The sequence below is a fragment of the Brevibacterium sp. K72 genome (assembly GCF_050562175.1).
Lineage (GTDB): Bacteria > Actinomycetota > Actinomycetes > Actinomycetales > Brevibacteriaceae > Brevibacterium > Brevibacterium casei.
Window position 1 is genome coordinate 3,022,605 of sequence record NZ_CP191582.1, and the last position, 24,415, is coordinate 3,047,019.

Consider the following 24,415-nt stretch of genomic DNA (forward strand, 5'->3'; position numbering starts at 1 on the left):
CGGATCAGGAGCTGGACCCGCTCACCCGAAAGACGACGACTCCCTCGTCGGCGAAGACGGGCTGTCCGAGATGCGCCGTGAGCAGTGCCTCGAGCTCACCGGGTCCCCCGGTGGCCAGCGGTGCCTCGGGAGCGATGACGACGAAGTCGACGCCCGCATCCCGCAGGGAGGCGATGCCGGCGGCGACGGCGGGGTCGTCGGCTGCGGGCATGGGGGCCCCGGCGAAGATCGTCGGGCGCAGGGCCGTATCGAGTCCGTCCTCGGGGGCGGCGTAGGTGACCGGGGAGTCGGGGCTCGAGCCGATGAAGTACCCGCCGGTCTCCCGGTACCGGAAGTCGGCAACGGACTGCCACACCATCGCCTCATCGGCGTGCGGCTCGGCCCACGCGAGCGGCCGCGGCAGGGTCTTGACGACGGATCCGGCGGGGATCACCTCGGCGATGGAGCTGCGGTAGAACTCGGGGACGTAGACCTCACGGGCGGGTTGGACTCCGGGGAGGACGACGACGGCCGCAACGGCGAGCAGGCCGAGCATCGCAATCCCGCGGGGACGGCGGCGGGCCGTCAGCGCCCATTGGAGACCCCAGCCGAGGATCGCGAAGAGCGCGATGGTCGAATGGAGGACGAGGCGCATGGGCAGGACGTTGTTGAGCACGGGAATCGCCTCGATGACGGCGAAGGGACCGGTGGGGACGAGGACGGACCCGCCGAGGAGGACGGGCGATCCCAGCGAGAGGACGAAGACGAGCAGGCCGGTCACCGCGGCGACGCGCACAGCAGTCGAGCGGCGGGCGAAGGCGAGGACGATGATCGCCGCCGCGAGGAGGGCGGGGATGCCGACGTAGGCGCCGATCTCGGCGCCGTCGATGTCCATGACCCGTGGCAGCGGTGACTCGCCTGCGCCGATGAGCGTCGGGGACGCGGGGACGACGGGATCGAGGAGGTCGGTGTTCCACACGCCGTGTGGGCGGATCGCCCCGGACGGGGCGTTGGGACCAGCCATCGTCAGCAGCAGCGGGAGCGCACAGATCAGGGCGATCCCGGCGCCGAGGAGGCCGCCGGCTCCCAGGCGCAGCCAGCCGATGCGGGTGAGCAGGGAACGGCCGCAGAGGACGAGGCCGAGCATGAGGCAGAGGAAGGCGATGAACGTCCCGGCGAGCACCTCGGTGGAGACGTAGAACTGGAAGCCGAGGACGGCGCCGAGCCCGAGCCCGAGCAGCCAGGTGCGGCGGCCGAGCACGCGGGTGTCCCCGGACCGTTCGACCCCGGCGGCGTCGGTCGGATGGGCGCCCGCGTCCTGGCCGGGTCCCGGCCGCGGTCCGGCGAGGAGGGCGAGGACGAGTGCTGCGACGAGCGGCGGGGCGATCGCGAAGGCGAGGTTGGGGTGTCCGGAGAGCTGCGCGATCGTGTAACTCGAGAACCCGACGCCTGCGGCCGCGGCGAACGCGGGGCCGCGACGGAGGAAGCGGGTGAAGAGCACCGCCGTCGCAAGCGAGTTGAGGACGGGGATGGCGAGGATGAGGACGTTGTAGGCGATGATCGGCCCGGCCACCCAGGTGAGCGGGGCCAGCACGATCGCGATCCCGGTCAGGGAGGTGTTCCACGCGCCGTTCACTCCCCCGCCGAGCGCATTCATCGCGTCGGTGAAGAGGAAGCCCTCCCCGGCGGCGACGGATCCGTCACCGAAGCCGAGGAACCCGGCGAGCACCTCGGCGCCGTGGCCGAGCCACCAGATGAAGAGCGAGGAGTCGTCGTTGCCGGCGGACACCTGGCCGCCCGGGTCGGCGGCGACACCGCCGAACACGCAGATGCTCGCGAGGATGAGGATGAGCGTGTACCACGCCCATGGTCGCAGTCGCGCATATGCAAAGGGCTCCCGGCCTGTCGACCGGGAGCCCTTCACTGCGCTGATGTCAGCTGCCTGCAAGCTTCTCACGCAGAGCTGCGAGTGCTTCGTCGCTGGCGAGCGTGCCCTCGTCGCCCGACTCCTCGGAGGAGAAGGACCCGGTGGCGGGAGCGGCGTCGGAGCCCGAGTCCGCAGCGCCGGCTTCGGCGTCCGCGGCGATGGCCTTCGCGACCTGCTTCTTGTGCTCTTCCCAACGCGCCTGGGCGGCGGCGTACTGCTGCTCCCAGATCTCGCGCTGCGCCTCGAAGCCCTCGATCCACTCGTTGGTCTCGGGGTCGAAGCCTTCGGGGTACTTGTAGTTGCCGTCCTCGTCGTACTCCTGCGGCATGCCGTAGAGAGCCGGGTCGAGGAACTCCTCGGCCTCGGGGTCGACGCCTTCGTTCGCCTGCTTGAGCGAGAGCGAGATGCGGCGACGCTCGAGGTCGATGTCGATGACCTTGACGTAGATGGTCTCGTCGACGGAGACGACCTGCTCGGGCAGGTCGACGTGGCGCACGGCGAGCTCGGAGATGTGGACGAGACCCTCGATGCCGTCCTCGACGCGGACGAACGCGCCGAACGGAACGAGCTTGGTGACCTTGCCGGGCACGATCTGGCCGATGACGTGGGTGCGCGCGAAGTGCTGCCACGGATCTTCCTGCGTCGCCTTGAGCGAGAGCGAGACGCGCTCACGGTCCATGTCGACGTCGAGGACCTCGACGGTGACCTCGTCACCGACGGTGACGACCTCACCCGGGTGATCGATGTGCTTCCAGGACAGCTCCGAGACGTGCACGAGTCCGTCGACACCACCGAGGTCGACGAAGGCACCGAAGTTGACGATCGAGGACACGACGCCGGGACGGACCTGGCCCTTCTGCAGGGTCTGGAGGAAGTCGTGGCGGACCTCGGACTGGGTCTGCTCGAGCCAGGCGCGGCGCGAGAGGACGACGTTGTTGCGGTTCTTGTCGAGTTCGATGATCTTCGCCTCGACCTGCTGCCCGATGTAGGGGGCGAGGTCGCGGACGCGACGCATCTCGACGAGCGAGGCGGGAAGGAAGCCGCGCAGGCCGATGTCGACGATCAGGCCGCCCTTGACGACCTCGATGACGGTGCCGGTGACGACGCCGTCCTCTTCCTTGATCTTCTCGATGTCGCCCCAGGCGCGCTCGTACTGCGCACGCTTCTTCGACAGCATGAGGCGGCCCTCTTTGTCCTCCTTCTGGAGAACGAGTGCCTCGATGGGGTCCCCGACCTCGACGACTTCGCCGGGATCGACATCGTGCTTGATGGACAGTTCACGCGAAAGGACGACGCCTTCCGTCTTGTATCCGATGTCGACGAGGACCTCGTCGCGGTCGACCTTGACGACGGTGCCTTCGACGATGTCGCCATCGTTGAAGTACTTGATCGTCTCGTCGACGGCGGCAAGGAAGTCCTCAGCGGTTCCGATGTCATTGACAGCGACCTGCTTCGGCTGCACCGATTCCGGCGTGGTGGTGGTCATATAGGTAGGGACTCCGATGGAATTGTGTCCCGGATCCGATACCCTTGGGGTGCTTGCACAGCCTGTGGGAGTCGCATCCGGTCTCGATTACGATTATGGACTCGTATGCATACGCACATACGGTTGTCAATACTAGCATCATTCAGGGCATGAATGCACCCTGGGATCTGCCCCTCGATTCGCGGAGGACTCATGAGCGACGGAAGCTATTCGACCGAGGTCATCAGCGGGGGGTATCTGCCGATCGACGAAGAGGCGTCGGTGCGCGCCAACCGCAGCTATTGGGACAATTCCGCCGAGGAGTACCTCGCCGAGCACGGCAGCTTCCTCGGCGCCTCGGACTTCATGTGGTGTCCCGAAGGAATTCACGAATCGGACGTCCACCTCCTCGGCACAGTCGCCCGGAAGCAGATCCTCGAGGTCGGGTGCGGGGCCGGGCAGTGCTCCCGCTGGCTCGCCGAGGAGGGCGCCATCGCCACGGGCATCGACCTCTCCGCGGGCATGCTCGAGCAGGCCTCGCGCCTGCAGCGGGAGAATCCGCTCAGCCCCGATGCCACTCCCCCGACCTTCGTCCGCGCCGACGCCCGCTCCCTGCCGTTCGCCTCGAACAGCTTCGACATCGCGTTCTCCGCGTACGGTGCCCTGCCCTTCGTCAAGGACGCCGAGGTGGTGCTGGCCGAGGTGGCCCGCGTCGTCCGCCCCGGCGGAAAGTGGGTCTTCTCGACGACGCACCCGATGCGCTGGATGTTCCCCGACGTGCCGGGCGAATCGGGGCTGACCGTCGAGTACTCGTACTTCGACCGGACGCCGTACGTCGAGATCGATGCCGACGGCCAGCCCGTCTACGCCGAGCACCACCGGACGATGGGCGACTGGGTGAGCCTGCTCGTGGGCGCCGGCTTCACGATCGACTCGGTGACCGAGCCCGAGTGGCCGGAGACGAACACGACCGCGTGGGGCGGCTGGTCTCCCCTGCGCGGCGCGCTCATGCCCGGGACTGTGATCTTCGCGACGACGCTGCCCGACGCCTGACGCGCGCGACCCGGTTCTCACTCAAGCCGGAGCGCACATTGCAAGTGTTCCTCCCTTGGCTGAGTGCTGGGCGCCTTGAGCGAGCGCGCTGCTCTCAGTGGGCGGCGGCGTGCCAGGAGATGCCGGTGCCGACGTTGACGTCGAGGGGGACATCGAGTTCGAACGCCGAGCCCATCTCCTCGGTGACGATCGCCCTGACCTCGTCCGCCTCCTCGGGGTGGAGGTCGACGATGATCTCGTCGTGGACCTGGAGCAGCATGCGGGAGCGGAAGCCGTCGAGCCGGTCGGCGACCTTGAGCATCGCGATCTTCATGATGTCGGCGGCCGAGCCCTGGATCGGGGCGTTGAGCGCGGCGCGCTCGGCCATCTCGCGCAGCTGCCTTCGGTCGCTGTGGAGTGCGGGCAGGTACCGCCGGCGGCCCATGATCGTCTCCGTGAAGCCCTTGTCCCGGGCCTGCTCGACGATCTCGTCGAGGTAGTCTTTGACCGCCCCGAAGCGCTCGAAGTACTGGGCCATGAGATCCCGGGCCTCCTCGACGCCGATCGCGAGCTGCCGGGAGAGCCCGTACGCGGAGAGCCCGTAGACGAGGCCGTACGACATCGCCTTGACCTTCGAGCGCATCGTCGCGTCCACCTCGTCGATGCCGACCGAGAAGACCTTCGACCCGACGTACGAGTGGAGGTCCTCGCCGTCCTTGAACGCCTGGATGAGCGCGGCATCGCCGGAGAGGTGCGCCATGATGCGCATCTCGATCTGCGAGTAGTCGGCAGTGAGGAGGAGCCCGCCCTCGACGGCGGGATCGGCGACGAAGACCTCGCGGATGCGCCGTCCGGACTCGGTGCGCACGGGAATGTTCTGCAGGTTCGGATCGAGCGAGGACAGACGCCCGGTGGCCGCAACCGTCTGCTGATAGGTCGTATGGATCCGCCCGTCCTCGGCGACGGTCTTGCCGAGCCCGACGACGGTCTGCTTGAGCTTCGTCGCATCGCGGTGGGCGAGCAGGTGCTGGAGGAACGGGTGCTCGGTCTTGACGAAGAGCTCGGCCAGCGCATCGGCGTCGGTCGTGTACCCCGTCTTCGTCCGCTTCGTCTTCGGCATGTCGAGTTCGTCGAAGAGGACCGTCTGCAGCTGCTTCGGCGACCCGAGGTTGACCTCGTGGCCGATCGCCTCGTACGCGAGCTCGGCACTCGCCTGCGCCTGCTTCGTGAAGTCGTCGACGAGCGCGGCCAGGCCGTCCTCGTCGATGGCGATGCCGGCCATCTCCATGCCCGCGAGCACCGGGACGAGCGGCAGTTCGATGTCCCGGTAGACCTGGGTCATGTTCGCCTCGTCGATCGCCGTCGCAAGCACGTCATGGACCTCGATGAGCGCTGCCGCGTTGGTTCCGTGGGTGCGTGCGGTCGCGTCGGTGTCGAGGTCGAGGGAGAGCTGGCCGTCCTTCGCCGAGGCGGCGGCGAGTTCGATGCCGGCGCGTTCGGCGGCGATGTCGCGCAGCTCGTAGCTGCGCTGGTCGGGCACGAGAAGGTACGCGGCAAGCGCCGTGTCCCCGGCGACGTCCCCGATGTCGATGCCCACCGATCGCAGGGCCTTGAGCTGGAGCTTCGAGGAGTGGAAGATGAGCGCCGAGGCGCGCAGCGCCTCCCCCAGCGCCGTGAGTTCGTCCTCGCTCGCCTCCCCGAGGTCGACGACCTGGGCGGTGCCGGGTTCGGTGGACACGGCGAGGAAGCGGACGTCGCCGTGACCGAGTTCGTACGTCGCGTCCGAGTCGAGGGCGAGGACATCCGCCTCGGCGATGGACTCAAGCAGGGTGGGCACGTCGACGGTCGTGACCTCGACCTCACGGGCCGGGGCGACCTCAGCACCGGCCGGGGTCGCAGCGTCGCCGAAGATCGCGGCCAGACGCTTGCCGAGCGCCTGGAACTCGAGCTGGTCGAACAGGCTGCTCAGCTCCGCCGGGTCGCCCTCGCCCCAGGTGAGGTCGGCATAGGTGAGGCCTAAGTCGACGTCGTCGACGAGGCGGTTGAGCCGATAGTTGCGTTCGACGTCGCCGAGGTGGTCGCGCAGCTTCTCGCCGACCTTCCCGCCGATCTCGTCGGCGTGCTCGAGGACGCCGGGGAGGTCGCCGTGGGCGGTCAGCCACTTCGCCGCGGTCTTGTCCCCGACCCCGGGGACGCCGGGGAGGTTGTCGGCCTTCTCCCCCACCAGGGCTGCGAGGCCGCGGTAGTTGGCCGGGGTGACCCCGTACTTCTCCTCGATCGCCTCCGGCGTCATCCGCACGAGGTCGCTCACGCCGCGCTTCGGGTAGAGGATCGTCACGGTGTCGGTGGCGAGCTGGAACGAGTCCTTGTCCCCGGTCATCACCTCGACGCTCGCGCCGGCCTCCCGCCCGAGGCGGGCCATCGTCGCGAGCGCATCGTCGGCCTCATAGCCCTCCTTCGTCACGACGCGGATGCCCATGGCATTGACGATGTCCTTGATGAGGTCGATCTGCGGGTGGAACTCCGGCGGCGTCTTCGCCCGCCCGGCCTTGTACTCCGCGTACTCCTCGAGGCGGAAGGTCTCGCGTCCGAGGTCGAAGGCGACGGCGACGTGGCTCGGCGCCTCGTCGCGGAGCACATTGATGAGCATCGAGATGAACCCGAAGATCGCGTTCGTCGTCTGGCCGGTGCTCGTCGCGAAGTTCTCCGCCGGGAGGGCGTGGAAGGCCCGGTAGGCAAGGGAGTGACCGTCGATGAGCAGGAGGGATTCGTTAGCGTGACTCACATGCAATAGCCTAGCGTTCATCACGGACATGAAGGAGATCGATGGTGGTTCCGCACGCAAGCCTCACCGAGGACACGACCGAGGCCGAGGCTCTCGGCATGCTCGAGCAGATCAACTCAGGCGGCGCCGGGGGCGGCCTGGCGAACCGGATGGGCATCGAGTTCACCGGCATCGGCTTCGACTGGATGACCGCGACCGTGCCCGTCGAGGGCAACACCCAGCCGATGGGCCTCTTCCACGGCGGCGGTCACGTCGTCCTCGCCGAATCCCTGGCCTCGATGCACTCCTTCCTCACCAGCGGTGGGAAGAACGTCGTCGGCGTCGACCTCAACGCGACTCACCTGCGGGCGACGCGCGGTGGGATCGTCACCGGGCGCGCCGAGGTGCTCCACCGCGGCCGCACCCTCCTCTCCCACGAGGTGCGGATGACCGATGAGGAGGATCGCCTCCTCTCGATCGTGCGGATCACGAACATGGTCCTCGCGTCGAAGGCGTGAGCGTCCAGCAGACCTGAGCGTCAGGGCTCGCCGAGGCGGTGGGGCGGGCATGACTCCCCCGCCGAGGTGGTCCTCCCCCATGCGAAGAGCCCCGTCCCGGAATCCGGGGCGGGGCTCTCGTGTGCGGTCTCGACGCAGCTGTGTGGCAAGCCGGGCGCTCAGTCCTTCTTCGCGCCGATCTGCTTGAGGACGGTCTCGGCGACCTCGCGCATCGTCAGGCGACGGTCCATCGAGGTCTTCTGGATCCAGCGGAAGGCCTCGGGTTCGCTCAGGCCCATCGAGGTCTGGAGGAGGCTCTTGGCGCGTTCGACGAGCTTGCGGGTCTCGAAGCGCTCGGTGAGGTCGGAGATCTCCGATTCGAGCGAGCTGATCTCCGCGTGGCGCGAGAGTGCGATCTCGAGCGCGGGGATGAGGTCGGCGGAGGTGAAGGGCTTGACGACGTAGGCCATGGCACCGGCGTCGCGGGCGCGCTCGACGAGTTCCTTCTGCGAGAACGCGGTGAGGAGGACGACGGGGGCGATGCGGGCCTTGGCGATGCGCTCGGCGGCGGCGATGCCGTCGAGGATCGGCATCTTGATGTCCATGACGACGAGGTCGGGGCGCAGCTCTTCGGCGAGCCGGATGGCGGATTCGCCGTCCGCGGCTTCGCCGACGACGTCGTAGCCGACTTCGCGCAACATCTCGACGATGTCGAGTCGGATCACGGCCTCGTCTTCGGCCACGACGACGCGGCGGACGGGCACGGATTCATCTGAGGTGGGTTGTTCGCTGTTGGAAAGCACGGCACCAGTCTAGACCAGGCCCGCACCGCCGACCGCAGGATTGCGCTGTGAGGAGAGCCACCAGGGTTCGGGCCCAGGGGGTGTCACCGATTGGGCACTCACGCGCGTGCTGTCGTAGAGTTGTCGATGTCGCGAGCACTGGTCGCGGCGAGCCGGATTGGCGGAATCGGTAGACGCGGCGCACTCAAAATGCGTTGTCGAAAGACGTGTGGGTTCGAGTCCCACATCCGGTACTCATTCCCAGCGCAGCACCCGTGGTGCTGCGCTTTCGGGTTATAGGACAGAAAGTGTGTCTTTTCCGGGCGCGTCACCCGCGTCGTCCTCCCCACCCCTTCTGGATGCCGATGCCGTCTTCCCACGAGAACCCTGTCCCGTACTCCACCGGTCCGATCGGCTCCTCACGAGGAGCACGCACACGCTTCGGCGGTGCCCAATGCTCCGGCCCGACCAAGGACCACCCCGTCCCGGCCTGATGAGACCTCTCGAAGAGGAACCAGTCCACCCCACGCCGGGCATGCCCCTCACTCAACCCGCGGTGTGCCCGCAGCAGTCCTTTGATGCCCGCATTGATCCCGCCTTCTAACGCGTTCGTCGTCCGCGCGAGCTCGATACCCTCGTCAGCGGCATCCAACCAGGTGAACAAGTGTCCTTTCGCGATGATCCGTGAGAGGAAGAAATACGCTCGACGGGTCCGCAGATGCGTGTACCACCACGACTGTCCACGACGGACATGCGCCGGCCTCGCACCAGCGTCTTTGGCCCTGGTGCGGTGTTTGAGGAACCTTGACCACTTCGCCTCCCACGACGCGAACGCCGCCAACCACGCTGCTGCTTGATCGCGGGAGTCAACCCGCGGCAGCGCCTGGTACAGGCGCAACAGTTCCTGGTTGGCCGGCAAGCTCGGATTCCGGGTCAGGTGCCGGTGTCCGGCCTGCCGGATATGGAAGAAACACCGTTGGATGCGGGTATCTGGCCACAGCGTCTCGATCACAGTGGTCAAAGGACCGTTGCCATCGACGACGGCGTATCTCGGGGCAGGGATACGGGCGATCAACGCCGTCCAGGACGCGGTCTTCTCCCGATCACACCACTGCCAGTGAATGACCTTCTCCCCGGTGTAGGCGATGAGGACGCACCACCCGTTGAAATAGGTGCCATCGAGCATGATCTGGTCATGGATCTCCCCAGTCGCTGACACGGTCGGGGCGATTCGCCAGCACCATTGAGTGCGGCGGCGGAAGGTTCGGGTCGACCCGAAGTGATCGACAGCCGTCTGTGGTGCGGGACCGAGTAGCCAGTCGAGGAAGACCCGCAGCTCGGTTCTTCGTGTCGATACGGCCCGTGTACCGGTGCTGCTGGCCCCGCAGTTCGGGCACCGGTACCTCGGTGTACCAGCACTGGTCGTGCCGTTCTTCTTCAGCCTTGTTTGACAGATCACGCATGTACGTCGATTGCAAGCACCCCATCGATGCTAAGCCCGATCAGCTAAGCAAACCGGGTATTGCCGTTGGGATTGCTGGGCACGAGCCTGATCCGAGACACACTTTCTGTCCTATAGCCCGCGCTTTCTGCGTCTCGGGGTGGTTCCGACAGGGGTGCACCGGGGGTGCGCACGAGATTCAGAGAACGGGCGCCTGCCCGGGCGTCGCCCCGCTGGTCCCCGGGTGATCCGGGGCCGGGGGCTCTGAGAGCGGGTGACGGGAGTCGAACCCGCCTCTCGACCTTGGGAAGGTAGCGTTCTACCGATGAACTACACCCGCGTGGCGTACCTCACCGAATCTACACCATGACCCGGCGGTTCGGTCAATCGGCCGCGCCGGGACGGTCATCGATGAGTTCATGTCGTCCGCGAGTTCATGTCGTCCGCGAGTTCATGTCGTCCCTGAGTCCGTGGCACCTGCCTGTCCCACATGCCGACGAGCGGCTTCCGCGTCCGAACATGCGAGACGGCCGCCGGCACGAATGCCGGCGGCCGTCACTGATCTGGCTGGTTCAGCTGCCGATGCTCTCGCGAGCCGGGGCCGACTGCCCTCGGGTCGTGGAGCCGTCGGCGGGAACCGCATCAGCCGCGGCGCGGCCCTCAGCGGTGCCGCCCTCCGCGCCGGCACCCACACTGCCGTCCTCGTCGCTCGCCGTCAGCTCGGTGCCGCCCGCCGCCTCAACAGCGACCGGCACGTAGCCGTCGATGCGCTTGGCGTCGTAGCGGGGCTGATCGAGGATGCCGTGGCGCTTCGCGACGATCGCGGGGATGAGCGCCTGTCCGGAGACGTTGAGCGCGGTGCGGCCCATGTCGACGATCGGTTCGATCGCGAGCAGCAGTCCGACACCCTCGAGCGGCAGCCCGAGCGTCGACAGGGTGAGCGTGAGCATCACCGTCGCACCCGTCGTCCCAGCCGTCGCGGCGGAGCCGATGACGGAGACGAAGACGATGAGCAGGTACTGGATGGGTCCGAGCTCGATGCCGAAGAACTGCGCGACGAAGACCGCGGCGATCGCCGGGTAGATGGCCGCGCAGCCGTCCATCTTCGTCGTCGCGCCGAAGGGCACGGCGAAGGCCGCGTAGCCCTGCGGGACGCCGAAGTTGTCGGTCGCGACCTTCTGGGTCACGGGCATCGTGCCGATCGACGACCGGGAGACGAAGCCGAGCTGGGTGGCCGGCCACACGCCGGAGAAGTACTGGCGCACGGAGAGGCCGTTGAGCTTGGCGATCGTCGGGTAGACGATGAGGAAGACGGCGGCGAGACCGATGTAGACGGCGACGACGAACCACAGCAGCGAACCCATCGTCGACCAGCCGTACGAGTTGACGGCGTTGCCGATGAGGCCGAGCGTGCCGATCGGGGCGATCCGCACGATCCACCACACGACCTTCTGGACGACGGCCAGTGCCGCCTCGGCGAACTCGAGGAACGGCTCAGCGGCCTTGCCGACCTTGACGGCGGCGATGCCGAGGGCACCGGAGACGATGATGAGCTGGAGGACGTTGAAGTCGACCTCGGAGACGAGCGCCCCGGTGTCACCGGGCGCCGTCGAGACCTCGAGGCCGAGGAAGTTGACCGGGATGAGTCCGGTGAGGAACCCGATCCAGCTGCCCTCGTGTTCGGGCGCCTGGCCCTGCAGGGAGCTCGCATCGGCGTGGACGCCCGGCTGCATGATGAGGGCGATGAGCAGGCCGATGACGACGGCGATGAAGGCGGTGAGCGCGAACCACAGCAGCGTCGAGACCGCGAGGCGGGCGGCGTTGGTCACCTTCCTCAGGTTGCCGATGCTCGCGATGATCGCGGTGATGATGAGCGGAACCACCGCCGCCTTGAGGAGGGTGACGTACGAGGACCCGATGGTCTCGAGAGTCTGCCCGAGCCAGTTGTCCTGGGCCTCGCTCACCGGTCCCCACGAGCGGGCGACGAGTCCGAGGACGACGCCGGCGACGAGGGCGATCGTCACCTGCACTCCGAAGGACTTCGACCATGCCGGCAGTCTCATATGCTTCCTTTCGACGGCGGTGCCGAGGTGCGCGGATGCCCTCGGCGAAGTACGACTCCTTGCACAACTGTTGAGCAATCTGTCGAATTCCGCAAACTGAGGTGACATGGATGACATTCTGAGACAACGCAGAGGGCCCGGCCGGAGTGTCCTCCGACCGGGCCCTCACCCGCTGCTGGCGACTCAGCTCCTGTCGCCGCCCACGATGGGGATGTCCCGGGTGATCGGCGCCTCCGGGACGACCCCGTATCCGGCGAGGGGATCCTCGTCGCTGTCCGAGTCGTCCGCGTACGCGGCGGCGACACCCTTGGCCGCATCGCCCATCGTGTGGATCCGCAGTGCGTTCGTCGAGCCCGGGATTCCGGGGGGCGAGCCGGCTACGAGGATCGACTGGTCGCCCTCGCGGGCGGTTCCGTCGGCGAGGAGCACCGCGTCGACCTGACGGGCCATCTGGTCGGTGTGACGCACCGACTTCACGAGGTAGGGACGCACACCCCAGGTGAGTGCCAGCTGGTGGCGGACCTGCGCATCGGGGGTGAAGCCGAGGATCGGCCACCGCGGACGCAGCCGCGACATCCGCCGCACCGAGTCACCGGTCTGCGAGAAGGTGCAGAGGAGATCGATGTCGAGCTGCTCAGCGATCCGGACGGCCGCGGCCGTGACGGCCCCGCCCTTCGTGTGCGGGACGGTGCCGAGCGGACGGATCCGATCGAGCCCGTGCTCCTCGGTCGAGGAGATGATCCGGCTCATCGTCCGGATCGCCTCGACCCAGTGCGCGCCCACCGAGGTCTCGCCGGAGAGCATGAGCGCATCGGCACCGTCGAGGACGGCGTTCGCGCAGTCGCTCGCCTCGGCGCGGGTGGGGCGCGAGGCCTCGATCATCGTCTCGAGCATCTGCGTGGCGACGATGACGGGCTTGGCCTGCTGACGGGCGATCTCGACCGCCCGCTTCTGAACGATGGGGACCTGTTCGAGCGGGAGTTCGACGCCGAGGTCGCCGCGGGCGACCATGATCCCGTCGAAGGCGTCGATGACCGCGTCGAGCTGCTCGACGGCCTGCGGCTTCTCGAGCTTCGCGATGACCGGGGCACGGACCCCGACCTCGTCCATGACGGCGTGGACGTCGTCGATGTCCTCGGTGCTGCGGACGAAGGAGAGCGCGACCCAGTCGAAGCCGAGCCCGAGACCCCACTTGAGGTCCTCGATGTCCTTCTCCGACAGCGCCGGAACGGAGACCGGGACGCCGGGGAGGTTGATGCCCTTGTGGTTGGAGATCGGACCGCCGATCTCGACCTCGGTGACGACGTCGGTCTCGGTCACCGCGGTCGCCCGCAGCCGCAGCCGGCCGTCGTCGACGAGAAGGGGATCGCCCACCGAGACGTCGGAGGGCAGGGTTTTCAGCGTCGTGCTTACGACCTCGGATGTCCCGGGGACGTCGCGGCTGGTGATCGTGAACGTCTGCCCGTCCTCGAGGATCTCCTTGCCGTTCTCGAAGGTCCCCACGCGGATCTTGGGACCCTGGAGATCGAGGAGGACGGCGACCGCCCGACCGGTGTCGAGGGCGGCCTGTCGGACCCAGGCGAACTTCTCCTCGTGCTCTTCGCGGCGACCGTGGCTGAGGTTGAACCTCGCGACGTCGACGCCCTCATCGACGAGTGTGCGGATGTCTTCGTAGGAATTCTGATTCGGACCCAGTGTTGCGACTATCTTTGCTCGCCTCATGCATTCCACCCTACCTGCACCGCGATGGACGATCGACCCTCCGCGGGCGGTCGATTCCGCCCGCGGAGGCCGCGCACACCGATGTGCTCGTTCTCAGTCTGTGACACAGATCATTCTAGCCTTTGAAACCGGTGTCGCGGGGACGGACCGGTTCCGGCAACCGCGTCGACCCCGTGAGGAACCGGTCGACCTCGGCGGCCGCGGCCCGCCCCTCGGCGATCGCCCAGACGATGAGCGACTGCCCGCGGCCGGCGTCTCCGGCGACGAAGACACCGGGCGCCGAGGCGGCATAGGAGTCGTCGCGGGCGAAGGCTCCCGTCTCGGCGACGTCGAGCCCGAGCACCTCGGCTTCGGGTCCGGAGAAGCCGAGCGCGAGGAGTACGAGGTCGGCGTCGAGACGATGCTCGGTGCCAGGCGTCGGGATGCGGCGACCGTCGACGAACTGGGTCTCAGCGACCGCGATCCCGTTGACCCGGCCCTCGGCGTCGCCGACGAATCCCGTCGTCGAGGCGAGGTACTTCCGCTCGCCGCCCTCCTCGTGGGAGGTCTGGACCTCGAAGATCCGCGGCACCGTCGGCCACGGGTCCCGTTCGCTGCGTTCGGCCGGCGGCTTCGCCCCGATCGCCAGCGTCGTCACCGAGGCGGCCTTCTGCCGCAGCGCGGTGCCGAGGCAGTCCGCACCGGTGTCGCCGCCGCCGATGATGATGACGTGCTTGCCCTCGGCGTCGATCGGGGTCGGCTCGTCCCCGGCCTGCGCCCGGTTCGAGGGCACAAGGTAGTCCATCGCGAACTCAACGCCGTCGAGCTCACGACCCTCGACGGGCATGTCCCGGGGCACGGTCGCACCCGTGCACACGATGACCGCGTCGAAGCGGGAGCGCAGCTCCTCGAGCGTGAGGTCGACGCCGATCTCGACGCCGGTCTCGAACCGGGTGCCCTCGGCCCGCATCTGGGACAGCCTGCGGTCGATGTGCTGCTTCTCGAGCTTGAAGTCGGGGATCCCGTACCGGAGCAGCCCGCCGAGGCGGTCGTCGCGTTCGTAGACGACGACCGTGTGCCCGGCGCGGGTGAGCTGCTGGGCTGCGGCGAGTCCCGCCGGGCCCGAGCCGATGACGGCGACGGTGTGCCCGGTGATCCGGTCGGGGATCTCGGGCTGGATGAGACCGGCGGCGAAGCCCTGGTCGACGATGCTCACCTCGACCTGCTTGATCGTCACAGCGGGCTGGTTGATGCTGAGCACGCACGCGTTCTCACACGGCGCCGGACACGCCCGGCCGGTGAATTCGGGGAAGTTGTTCGTCGCGTGGAGGAGGTCGACGGCGCGCGGCAGCTCCCCGCGGTACATCGCATCGTTGAACTCCGGGATGAGGTTGCCCAGCGGGCAGCCCTGATGGCAGAACGGCACCCCGCAGTCCATGCAGCGCGAGGCCTGCCGGCGCAGCTGGTCGGGATCGCCCGCCTCGTAGACCTCGCGGTAGTCGAGGAGGCGGATGGGCACCGGGCGGCGCTCGGGCAGCTCGCGGCGGGGAACGGTGAGGAATCCGTGCGGATCAGCCATGGGTGACCTCCAGAATCTTGTGCCAGGCGGCCTCGGAGTCGGGCAGCTCGCCCTCGGCGAGCAGCTCGGATTGGATGTCGCGCACCGCCTGGTAGGCGACGGGAATGATCTTCGTGAACCGCGAGAGGACGTCCTCCCCGCGGCGCAGACCCGCAAGCAGCTCGCCGGCCAGCGGGGAGCCGGTCCATTCGAGGTGCTCGCCGAGGAGGCGCTCGAGGACCTCCATGTCGTCGACGCCGACGCCGGTGAAGCGGAAGACGCCGGCGGCGCGCTCGTCGGGGTTGAGCCGGGCCGGGTTGAAGTCGAGGACGTACGCGGTGCCCCCGGACATGCCGGCGGCGAAGTTGCGTCCGGTGCCGCCGAGGATGACGGCGATCCCTCCGGTCATGTACTCGAGTCCGTGGTCGCCGATGCCCTCGACGACCGCCTCGGCGCCGGAGTTGCGGACCATGAACCGCTCCCCCACCTGGCCGGAGATGAAGAGCTTGCCCGCGGTCGCGCCGTAGCCGATGACGTTGCCGGCGATGACGTTGTGCTCGGGCCGGGTCCGGTTCTCCGGGTCCGGGTGGACGCTCACGGTGCCCCCGGACAGACCCTTGCCGACGTAGTCGTTGGCGTCGCCGGAGAGCTCGATGCTCACGCCCTGCGGGAGGTACGCGCCGAGGGACTGCCCCGCGGTGCCGTGGAGTTCAAGGCGGATCGTGTCCTCGGGCAGTCCCCGCTCCGCCCACGTCTTCGTCACGTGGTGGCCGAGCAGGGTGCCGACGCTGCGGTCGGTGTTGACGACCGAGGCGCTGATCGTCACCGGGGCCTTCGTCGCGATGGCGTCCTCCGCCTGCTCGAGGAAGGTGAGGTCGACTTCGCCTGCGAAGGTGCGGAAGACCTGGCCTGTGCTCTTCCGGTTGACCGACACGTCTCCGGAGAGGTCGCCGGGAACGGTGAGGATCTGGTCGAGGTGGAGGTTGAGCCCCGAGGCCTCGGCCCGCTCCTCATCGATGCGCAGCCGTTCGACGGCTCCGATCGCCTCATCGAGGGACCGGAAGCCGAGCTGGGCGAGGTAGCCGCGGACCTCCTCGGCGATGAACGTGAAGAAGTTGACGACGTGGTCGGCCTGCCCCTGGTAGCGCGATCGCAGGACGGGGTTCTGGGTGGCCACCCCGACCGGGCACGTGTCCTTGTGGCACACGCGCATCATGATGCACCCGGAGACGACGAGGGCCGTCGTCGCGAAGCCGAACTCCTCGGCCCCGAGCAGGGCGGCGATGATGACGTCGCGCCCGGTCTTGAGCTGGCCGTCGACCTGAACGGCGACCTTCTCGCGCAGGCCGTTGAGGATGAGCGTCTGCTGCGCCTCGGCGAGCCCGAGCTCCCACGGGGTCCCGGCATGCTTGAGCGAGTTGAGCGGGCTCGCACCCGTCCCCCCGTCGTGGCCGGAGATGAGGACGACGTCGGCGCCGGCCTTCGCCACGCCGGCGGCGACCGTGCCCACTCCGACGGCGGAGACGAGCTTGACGTGGACCCGGGCGCGGGCGTTGGCCCGGCCGAGGTCGTAGATGAGCTGAGCGAGGTCCTCGATCGAGTAGATGTCGTGGTGCGGGGGCGGGGAGATCAGGCCCACGCCGGGCGTGGCATGGCGGGTCTTCGCGATCCACGGGTAGACCTTCTCGCCGGGCAGCTGTCCGCCCTCGCCGGGCTTTGCGCCCTGCGCCATCTTGATCTGCAGGTCGTCGGCCTCGGTGAGGTAGTGGCTGGTCACCCCGAACCGGCCCGAGGCGACCTGCTTGATCGCCGAGCGGCGCTCGGGGTCGAGGAGCCTCTCGGTGTCCTCGCCGCCCTCGCCGGTGTTCGACTTGCCCCCGATCCGGTTCATCGCGATCGCCAGGGTCTCGTGGGCCTCCTTCGAGATCGAGCCGTAGCTCATCGCTCCGGTGGAGAACCGCTTCATGATCGCCGAGGCGGGTTCGACCTCGGAGATGTCGATCGGTCCGTCGGGGCCGGGGACGAGGTCGAGGAGGCCGCGCAGGGTCATGAGCTCCCGTGACTGGTCGTCGATGGCCTTCGTGTACTCCTCGAAGATGTCGTAGCGCTTCGTCGCCGTCGCGTGCTGGAGCTTGAAGATCGTCTCCGGGTTGAACAGGTGCCCGGGACCCTCACGCCGCCACTGGTACTCCCCGCCGACGCGCAGCGGCCGGTGGGAGGGCCGCGGGTGGTCGTCGCGGTAGGAGTCGGCGTGGCGGGCGCTCGCCTCGGCGGCGATCTCCGTCATGCCCTTGCCCCCGAGCTGGTGCGGGGTCGAGGTGAAGTACCGGTCGATGAACTCCTCGGACAGGCCGATCGCCTCGAAGGTCTGCGCACCGTGGTAGGACTGCACGGTCGAGATGCCCATCTTCGACATGATCTTGAGCAGGCCCTTGTTCAGCGCCCCGAGGACGTTGGCCACGGCCGCCTCCTCGCTCACCCCGCGCAGCCGGTCGGCCCGCACGAGCGCCTCGGCGGTCTCCATGACGAGGTACGGGTTGACCGCCGAAGCTCCGAAGCTCACGAGGGTCGCGACATGGTGGACCTCGCGGACGTCACCGGCCTCGACGACGATGCTCACCCGGGTGCGGGTGCGCTGGCGCACGAGATGGTGGTGGAGGGCGGAGGTGAGCAGGAGCGAGGGGATCGGGGCGAGGTCGGCCGTCGAGTCGCGGTCGCTTAAGATGATGAACACGGCACCGGCCTCGACCGCGGCATCGGCTTCGGCGCACAGCTCCTCGATGCGCCGCTCCATCGCGTCGGGTCCGGCATTGACGGAGAAGAGGCCCGAGAGCGTCACGGTCGGCCGGGGATTGTCCACGCCGAGGTGGGCGCCCTGGACGTGGGCGATCGCCGCGAGCTCGTCGTTGTCGATGACGGGACGCGAGATCATGATGTGCGCAGAGTCCGGGCGCGAGTGCTCGAGCAGGTTGCCCTCCCGGCCAAGCCCCGCGGACATGCTTGTGACGATGTGCTCGCGGATCGAGTCGAGCGGTGGGTTCGTCACCTGCGCGAAGTTCTGGTGGAAGTAGTCGAAGAGGAGTCGGGGCCGGGTGGACAGCCCCGCGATCGCGGTGTCGGTGCCCATCGCGCCCAGCGGTTCGACCCCGGTCTCGGCCATCGGGGAGATGAGCAGGCGCAGCTCCTCCTCGGTGTAGCCGAAGGTCCGCTGACGGCGGCGCACCGAGGACTGCGGATGCCTGACGTGGACGCGGGTGGGCAGGTCCTCGAGCCGCTTCGACGAGTCCGCGACCCAGTCGGCGTACGGGTGCTGGGTGGCGAGCTGGTTCTTGATCTCCGTGTCGGAGATGATCCGCTCGGATTCCGTGTCGACGAGGAACATCCGGCCCGGGGTGAGCCGACCGCGCCCGACGATGTCGTCCTCGGGGAGGTCGACGACGCCGATCTCGCTGGCGAGTACGACCGTGTCCGAGGTCATGACGTAGCGGGCGGGGCGCAGTCCGTTGCGGTCGAGCACGGCACCGGCGATGCGTCCGTCGGTGAAGCCGACGCAGGCGGGTCCGTCCCACGGCTCCATGAGCAGCGAGTGGTACTCGTAGAAGGCCTTGCGGGACTCGCCCATGCCCGGATTGTTCTCCCACGCCTCGGGGATCATCATGAGCATGGCCTGCGGCAGAGGCCGGCCGGCGGCGACCATGAGCTCGAGCACGGCGTTGAACGATGCGGAGTCCGACGCCCCGGGCGGGACGATCGGGAAGAGCCGCTCGAGGCTCGAGTCGGTCTCGGGCACCGGGGAGGCGAGCAGGTCCGAGGCGAGGTGCGATTCACGGGCGCGCATCCAGTTGCGGTTGCCGCGCACGGTGTTGATCTCGCCGTTGTGGGCGATCGTGCCGAAGGGCTGGGCGAGCTGCCACGACGGGAACGTGTTCGTCGAGAATCGCGAGTGGACGAGTGCGATGCGCGAGGTCACCCGCTCATCGTGGAGTTCGGTGTAGTACGGGGCGAGCTGACCGGTCGCGAGCATGCCCTTGTAGGTGATCGTCGCCGGCGACAGCGACGGGAAGTAGATGCCGGCATGGTCGGTCCGCTTGCGCACGATGTAGGCCCGTCGGCGCAGGTCGTCGGCATCCCGGGCCGGGTAGCGGGGGTCGATGCCGAAGAAGACGTGGCGCATGTGCGGCTGGGTCGCCCGTGCGATGTCGCCGAGGACGGATTCGTCGCGGGGGACGTCGCGGATCGCGAGGACGGTGAGCCCCTCCTCGGCGGCGATGCGGCGCACGAGCGCCTCTTCGTCGGCGAGCGGCTCATGACCGGCGGTCGGGAAGTCCGCGTCGCTCTCGGCCATCGGTCCGCCGGTGAGGTCGCGGCGGTAGTCCTGGGAGAAGAAGCCGATGCCCACGGCGTACTCTCCCGCCTCGGGGAGGGTGATGCCGTCGGCGGCGAGCACCTCGGCGAAGTAGTCGTGCGGGATCTGCAGCGTGATGCCTGCTCCGTCGCCGGTGCCTTCGTCGGAGGCGATGCCTCCGCGGTGTTCGAGCTTGCGCAGCGCGCTCAGGGCCTGTTCGACGACGAGGTGGTCGGCCTCCCCGCGGTACCGGACGATGAGGGCGAGCCCGCAGGCGTCGTGCTCGAGCGCGGGATCGTAGAGTCCGGTGCGGTGCTGCGGGAACTCGGGGGTCGTTGAGGGGTCACGGGACATCGGCTGCCTTCACGGGGTCTAGTCAACTTCCAGCAGACGACGCTGTCTCGAACTGGCTTCATCGCGCCCTCAGAAGGTCGTCCTTCGGGCACAGGTGTGACGTGGTTCTCACGTGTGAGCTTCCAATCTACACCCCGTGACGGCGTGGGCGAAAACGTGAAAGGACCGAAAGGTGGACCAGAACGTCTCACTGACCGGACTTTTCGTCCTCCGTTCCCCGTGATCGCGAGCGGACGTCGGGGATGATCGAGATCGCCGAGGTGACTGCTCCGAAGAACCCGAATCCGGGCTTCTCGTCCTCACCGCGTCCCGTCCTCTGCCTCCGATCGGACCGCGGCGACGGTCTGTCGGCCCGCCTCGGCGACGCGTCGTCGGCCTGTCCGGGCGTCGGAGCGCTCGGGTGGTCGGATCCGTCGTCCTCGTGCCGGCCGTGCTTCGCAAGCGCTCGGGCGCCGGGAACGTAGACCGAGGTCTCGGGCTCCTTGTGCCGGGAGCGGGAGACGAGGAACCAGATGAGTCCGACGGCGAAGACGAGGATCGACGTCCAGATGTTGAGCCGCAGCCCGAGGACGAGTTCGGCATCGTCGATGCGCAGGGCCTCGATCCACACGCGGCCGAGCGTGTAGTAGCAGATGTAGAGCGCGAAGACCTGACCGTGGCCGAGGCGGAACCTGCGGGCGGCGACGATGAGGATGAAGCAGCCGGCGAGGTTCCACAGGGATTCGTAGAGGAAGGTCGGCTGGAAGAGGGTGTCGGCGGGCAGCGCGGGGTCGGGCCAGTTGGGATTGAGCTGACCGTCGACGTACTTGTCGATGCGCAGACCCCACGGCAGGGTCGTCGGGGACCCGAAGAGCTCCTGGTTGAACCAGTTGCCCCACCGGCCCACGGCCTGGGCGAGGATGAGCCCGGGGGCGGCGGCGTCGAGGAACGGCAGGATCCTGATCCCCTGGTATCGGGCGACCGCCCACGCGGCGAGCATGCCGAGGGCCACGGCACCCCAGATCCCGAGACCGCCGTTCCAGATCTTCAGCGCGTCGAGCGGGTTCCCGTTCGGCCCGAAGTACGGGTCGGGGGTGGAGAAGATGTGGTAGAGGCGTCCGCCGATGATGCCGGCGGGCACCGTGATGATCGCGATGTTCCACAGGTCGTCCTCGTGGCCGCCGCGGGCGCGCCAGCGCCTCGAGGTCAGCCACAGGGCGAGGAGGATGCCCGCGAGGATGCAGAGTGCGTAGGCGTGGATCGTCAGCGGGCCGATCGAGAAGCCGCTCCAGCTCGGGGAGGGAATCTCGGCCACGAGATCGACGTCGCTCATGCGCAGCCCTCCCGGAGTTCGCCGGCAAGTGTGCGCAGGGCGGGGACCCCGCCCTCGTCGAGGGCGCGGATGAGGGCGGAGCCGACGATGACGCCGTCGGCGTAGGCGGCCACCTCGGCTGCCTGTTCGCAGTTCGAGACGCCGAGTCCGACGCACACGTGCGGGGCACCGGCCTCGCGGAGGCGGGCGACGAGGTCGCGGGCATGGTCGTCGACGCTCGAGCGGACCCCGGTCACTCCCATCGTCGAGGCCGCGTAGACGAAGCCGCGGCTGGCGTCGACGATCGTGGCGATGCGCTCGGGCGTCGACGACGGCGCGGCGAGGAAGATCCGGTCGAGGCCGTGGTCGTCGGCCGCGGCCATCCACTCTCCGGCCTCGTCGGGGATGAGGTCGGGGGTGATGATCCCCGCTCCCCCGGCGGCGGCGAGGTCACGGGCGAACGCGGAGACCCCGTATTGGAGGACGAGGTTCCAGTAGCTCATGACGACGGCGGTGCCGCCCGCCTCGGCGACGGCGGAGACGGCGGTGAAGACGTCCTTCGTGCGCACGCCGCCCTCCAGTGCCGCCTCGGCGGCCCGTTGGATGACGGGTCCGTCCATCCCGGGGTCGGAGTAGGGCAGGCCGACTTCGACGATGTCGACGCCGGATTCGACGAGAGCGGTCATCGCCTCGATCGATCCCTCGACGGTGGGGAAGCCGACGGGCAGGTAGCCGATGAGGGCGGCACTGCGCCCCGCCTCGGCGACCGCGTCGAGGGTCTCTCCGGTCGTCGTCATACCTGCACTGCTCCTTCGTCGAAGTAGTCGAACCACGTCGCTGCCGTGGTCATGTCCTTGTCGCCGCGTCCCGAGAGGTTGACGAGGATGATCGCCTCGGGTCCGAGCCGCTCACCCACCCGCATCGCCCCGGCCAGGGCGTGGGCGGATTCGATCGCGGGGATGATGCCCTCGGTGCGGGCGAGCAGCTGGAGGGCGGTCATCGCCTCGTCGTCCATGACCGGTTCGTAGACGACGCGGCCGGTGTCGTGGAGGTGCGAGTGCTCGGGCCCCACCGAGGGATAGTCGAGGCCCGCGGAGACCGAATGCGAGGGTCGGGTCTGACCGTCCTCGTCCTGGAGGATGTACGTGGCTGAGCCGTGGAGGACCCCGGGCCGTCCGCCGGAGAACCGGGCGGCGTGGCGGCCGGACTCGATGCCCTCTCCCCCGGCCTCGAAGCCGAAGATGCTCACGTCCTCATCGGGGAGGAAGGCCGCGAAGATGCCCATCGCGTTCGACCCGCCTCCCACACACGCGCACACAGCGTCGGGCAGTCGGCCGACGGTCTCGAGGAGCTGTTCGCGCGCCTCAGTGCCGATGACCTGCTGGAAGGCGCGGACCATGGCGGGGAACGGGTGGGGGCCGGCGACGGTGCCGATGACGTAGTGGGTGCTGCCGACATTGGCGACCCAGTCGCGCATCGCCTCGTTCATCGCGTCCTTGAGGGTGCGCGTGCCGTTGGCGACGGCGTTGACCTTCGCCCCGAGCAGGCGCATGCGGGCGACGTTGAGGGCCTGCCTGCGGGTGTCCTCCTCGCCCATGTAGACCTCGCACTCCATGCCGAGCAGTGCTGCGGCCGTGGCGGTGGCCACCCCGTGCTGACCGGCGCCGGTCTCGGCGATGAGCCGGGACTTGCCCATCCGCTTCGCGAGCAGCGCCTGCCCGATCGCGTTGTTGATCTTGTGGCTGCCGGTGTGGTTGAGGTCTTCGCGCTTGAGGAAGACGCGGGCTCCCCCGCAGTGAGCGGCGAACCGCGTCGCCTCGGTGAGCAGGCTGGGCCGACCGATGTAGCGCAGCTGCAGGTCACGGAGCTCTTCGGTGAACTCCGGATCGACCTGGGACTTCCGCCAGGTCTCCTCGATCTCGTCGAGCGCCGGGATGAGGGCTTCGGGAATGAACCTCCCGCCGAACGCACCGAAGTACGGTCCGGTCTCCGTGGTCTCAGTCATGGCTGTCCTTCGGTTCGTGTGCCTGCGGTCAGGGTCTCAGGCGCGCTGATGCGCGCGGCCCGCTGCGGTGTAGGAGGCCACGGCGGCCTGCGGGTCGCCGTCGCGGACGAGTGCCTCGCCGACGAGCACGGCGTCGGCACCGGCGCGGGCGTAGGCGTCGACGTCGCCGACGCCGGCGACTCCGGACTCGGCGACGAGCGTGCACCCGGCAGGGGCGAGCTCGGCGAGCGGCGCGAACCGGGCCGTGTCGACGCTGAGGTCCTTGAGGTTGCGGGTGTTGACGCCGATGAGCCGGGCCCCGATGTCGATCGCGGTCTCCATCTCAGCGACGCTGTGGGTCTCGACGAGGGCCGTCATGCCCAGGGAGGCCGCGAGGTCGTGGAAGTCGCGCAGCTGCGCCGGGGAGAGAGCGGCGACGATGAGGAGGACGAGGTCGGCCCCGTGGGCACGGGCCTCGTGGAACTGGTACTCGTCGACCATGAAGTCCTTGCGCAGCACCGGCACGTCGACGGCCGCCCGGACGGCGTCGAGGTCGGCGAGGCTGCCGGAGAAGCGACGGCCCTCGGTGAGGACGCTGATCGCCCGGGCTCCGCCGGCGGCGTAGAGGCCGGCGAGAGTGCCGGGGTCCGGGATGTCGGCGAGGTCGCCGCGCGAGGGTGAGCGGCGCTTGACCTCGGCGATGACGCCGAAGTCGGCGTCGAGGTCGAAGGTGCGCACCGGAGCCGCCGCACGGGCGGACTCGACGACCGCGGACAGCGGGACCTCGCGGCGACGCGCCTCGAGGTCCTCGCGGACGCCGACGATGATGTCATCGAGGACGGTCATCGGCGCTTCGGCTTGGTTCCCAGTCCGACGGCGCGCAGGATCATGCCGACGATGAGGCCGACGACGGCGACCCCGCCGCCTGCGTAGACGATCGTCGGGTTGTGGATCGTGAAGCCCACGCAGCCGATCGACAGTCCCACGAGCATGATGATGACACCGGTCCAGCCGGCGACGGAGTTGCCGTGGCCGGGGTCGGCGATGGCGGCGTAGTCGATCGTGGACTTATCGAGATCGGTGGCGCCCGAACGGGCGACGGATTGCGACATGGCGCTCCTTACGCTGACGTGCTCAAGTACTCTCTCATTGTGTCACGTCCGACGCCCCGAGTTGGCATCGACCCGGCACCTGGGATCGGGGTCGGCGCCTCCGGGCCACAACGCGTCACC

Annotated in this window: 16 protein-coding genes and 2 tRNA genes; 3 read left to right on the forward strand and 15 right to left on the reverse strand. The window is 68.6% G+C overall.

Annotation, left to right across the window (positions count from 1 at the left end; all coding sequences use genetic code 11):
- Nucleotides 1-4 precede the first annotated feature (4 nt).
- Together ACQ1RG_RS13700 and rpsA are read right to left on the reverse strand one after the other, a co-directional pair.
- Entirely contained in the window at nucleotides 5-1,804 is a 1,800-nt protein-coding gene (locus tag ACQ1RG_RS13700) for a hypothetical protein (protein ID WP_430600165.1), read from the reverse strand.
- A gap of 109 nt (nucleotides 1,805-1,913) precedes the next feature.
- Nucleotides 1,914-3,392, reverse strand: coding sequence for a 30S ribosomal protein S1 (gene rpsA / locus ACQ1RG_RS13705; RefSeq protein ID WP_009377192.1), 1,479 nt, complete (start codon nucleotides 3,390-3,392; stop codon nucleotides 1,914-1,916).
- A 192-nt stretch (nucleotides 3,393-3,584) separates the two neighbouring features.
- Between rpsA and ACQ1RG_RS13710 the strand changes: the two genes are divergently transcribed.
- Complete coding sequence (locus ACQ1RG_RS13710) at nucleotides 3,585-4,424, forward strand: class I SAM-dependent methyltransferase (RefSeq protein WP_009377191.1); 840 nt, start codon at nucleotides 3,585-3,587, stop codon at nucleotides 4,422-4,424.
- A 94-nt stretch (nucleotides 4,425-4,518) separates the two neighbouring features.
- On the opposite strand, the gene polA is transcribed toward ACQ1RG_RS13710, so the two are convergent.
- Nucleotides 4,519-7,188, reverse strand: a complete 2,670-nt coding sequence (gene polA / locus ACQ1RG_RS13715) for a DNA polymerase I (RefSeq protein ID WP_430600166.1) — start codon at nucleotides 7,186-7,188, stop codon at nucleotides 4,519-4,521.
- 41 nt (nucleotides 7,189-7,229) lie between these two features.
- Here polA and ACQ1RG_RS13720 point away from each other — a divergent pair, with 41 nt between their 5' ends.
- Entirely contained in the window at nucleotides 7,230-7,685 is a 456-nt protein-coding gene (locus ACQ1RG_RS13720) for a PaaI family thioesterase (protein ID WP_009377189.1), read from the forward strand.
- Nucleotides 7,686-7,843: 158 nt separating this feature from the next.
- Here the strand turns inward: ACQ1RG_RS13720 and ACQ1RG_RS13725 are convergent, their stop codons facing one another.
- Nucleotides 7,844-8,428 (reverse strand): ANTAR domain-containing response regulator, encoded by a 585-nt coding sequence (locus ACQ1RG_RS13725; RefSeq protein WP_009377188.1) that lies wholly within the window; start codon nucleotides 8,426-8,428, stop codon nucleotides 7,844-7,846.
- 190 nt (nucleotides 8,429-8,618) lie between these two features.
- Between ACQ1RG_RS13725 and ACQ1RG_RS13730 the strand changes: the two genes are divergently transcribed.
- Nucleotides 8,619-8,700 (forward strand) — tRNA-Leu (locus ACQ1RG_RS13730).
- 74 nt (nucleotides 8,701-8,774) lie between these two features.
- Here ACQ1RG_RS13730 and ACQ1RG_RS13735 read toward each other — a convergent pair.
- The 11 genes from ACQ1RG_RS13735 to ACQ1RG_RS13785 form a co-directional block, all read right to left on the reverse strand.
- A complete protein-coding gene (locus ACQ1RG_RS13735) occupies nucleotides 8,775-9,905 on the reverse strand; it encodes an IS1249 family transposase (protein WP_144589524.1) in 1,131 nt (376 codons plus the stop codon).
- A 251-nt stretch (nucleotides 9,906-10,156) separates the two neighbouring features.
- Nucleotides 10,157-10,227, reverse strand: a tRNA-Gly gene (locus tag ACQ1RG_RS13740).
- A gap of 232 nt (nucleotides 10,228-10,459) precedes the next feature.
- Nucleotides 10,460-11,950: a dicarboxylate/amino acid:cation symporter gene (locus tag ACQ1RG_RS13745; RefSeq protein WP_009377187.1), complete on the reverse strand. Its 1,491-nt coding sequence runs from the start codon at nucleotides 11,948-11,950 to the stop codon at nucleotides 10,460-10,462.
- Nucleotides 11,951-12,133: 183 nt separating this feature from the next.
- Nucleotides 12,134-13,672 (reverse strand): pyruvate kinase, encoded by a 1,539-nt coding sequence (gene pyk / locus ACQ1RG_RS13750; RefSeq protein ID WP_430600167.1) that lies wholly within the window; start codon nucleotides 13,670-13,672, stop codon nucleotides 12,134-12,136.
- Nucleotides 13,673-13,787: 115 nt separating this feature from the next.
- Nucleotides 13,788-15,230: a glutamate synthase subunit beta gene (locus tag ACQ1RG_RS13755; RefSeq protein WP_009377185.1), complete on the reverse strand. Its 1,443-nt coding sequence runs from the start codon at nucleotides 15,228-15,230 to the stop codon at nucleotides 13,788-13,790.
- Nucleotides 15,223-19,908, reverse strand: a complete 4,686-nt coding sequence (gltB, locus tag ACQ1RG_RS13760) for a glutamate synthase large subunit (RefSeq protein WP_009377184.1) — start codon at nucleotides 19,906-19,908, stop codon at nucleotides 15,223-15,225. The genes ACQ1RG_RS13755 and gltB overlap by 8 nt, the downstream gene beginning before the upstream one ends.
- 187 nt (nucleotides 19,909-20,095) lie before the next feature.
- The gene (lgt, locus tag ACQ1RG_RS13765; protein WP_009377183.1) at nucleotides 20,096-21,220 is read right to left on the reverse strand and encodes a prolipoprotein diacylglyceryl transferase; all 1,125 of its coding nucleotides are present in this window, start codon (nucleotides 21,218-21,220) and stop codon (nucleotides 20,096-20,098) included.
- Entirely contained in the window at nucleotides 21,217-21,996 is a 780-nt protein-coding gene (gene trpA, locus ACQ1RG_RS13770) for a tryptophan synthase subunit alpha (RefSeq protein WP_430600168.1), read from the reverse strand. The genes lgt and trpA overlap by 4 nt, the downstream gene beginning before the upstream one ends.
- Nucleotides 21,993-23,204, reverse strand: a complete 1,212-nt coding sequence (gene trpB, locus ACQ1RG_RS13775) for a tryptophan synthase subunit beta (protein WP_009377181.1) — start codon at nucleotides 23,202-23,204, stop codon at nucleotides 21,993-21,995. The genes trpA and trpB overlap by 4 nt, the downstream gene beginning before the upstream one ends.
- Before the next feature lie 36 nt (nucleotides 23,205-23,240).
- Entirely contained in the window at nucleotides 23,241-24,029 is a 789-nt protein-coding gene (gene trpC, locus ACQ1RG_RS13780; RefSeq protein WP_009377180.1) for an indole-3-glycerol phosphate synthase TrpC, read from the reverse strand.
- Entirely contained in the window at nucleotides 24,026-24,295 is a 270-nt protein-coding gene (locus ACQ1RG_RS13785; RefSeq protein WP_009377179.1) for an HGxxPAAW family protein, read from the reverse strand. Before ACQ1RG_RS13785 ends, trpC begins: the two co-directional genes overlap by 4 nt.
- Nucleotides 24,296-24,415 lie beyond the last annotated feature (120 nt).

Coding starts and splice junctions, on each gene's coding strand:
- gltB (WP_009377184.1), bottom strand. CDS start 19,908: ATGTCCCGTGACCCCTCAACGACCCCCGAGTTCCCGCAGCACCGCACC.
- trpA (WP_430600168.1), bottom strand. CDS start 21,996: ATGACGACGACCGGAGAGACCCTCGACGCGGTCGCCGAGGCGGGGCGC.
- ACQ1RG_RS13785 (WP_009377179.1), bottom strand. CDS start 24,295: ATGTCGCAATCCGTCGCCCGTTCGGGCGCCACCGATCTCGATAAGTCC.
- lgt (WP_009377183.1), bottom strand. CDS start 21,220: ATGAGCGACGTCGATCTCGTGGCCGAGATTCCCTCCCCGAGCTGGAGC.
- ACQ1RG_RS13720 (WP_009377189.1), top strand. CDS start 7,230: ATGGTGGTTCCGCACGCAAGCCTCACCGAGGACACGACCGAGGCCGAG.
- trpC (WP_009377180.1), bottom strand. CDS start 24,029: ATGACCGTCCTCGATGACATCATCGTCGGCGTCCGCGAGGACCTCGAG.
- ACQ1RG_RS13745 (WP_009377187.1), bottom strand. CDS start 11,950: ATGAGACTGCCGGCATGGTCGAAGTCCTTCGGAGTGCAGGTGACGATC.
- ACQ1RG_RS13710 (WP_009377191.1), top strand. CDS start 3,585: ATGAGCGACGGAAGCTATTCGACCGAGGTCATCAGCGGGGGGTATCTG.
- pyk (WP_430600167.1), bottom strand. CDS start 13,672: ATGAGGCGAGCAAAGATAGTCGCAACACTGGGTCCGAATCAGAATTCC.
- rpsA (WP_009377192.1), bottom strand. CDS start 3,392: ATGACCACCACCACGCCGGAATCGGTGCAGCCGAAGCAGGTCGCTGTC.
- trpB (WP_009377181.1), bottom strand. CDS start 23,204: ATGACTGAGACCACGGAGACCGGACCGTACTTCGGTGCGTTCGGCGGG.
- ACQ1RG_RS13755 (WP_009377185.1), bottom strand. CDS start 15,230: ATGGCTGATCCGCACGGATTCCTCACCGTTCCCCGCCGCGAGCTGCCC.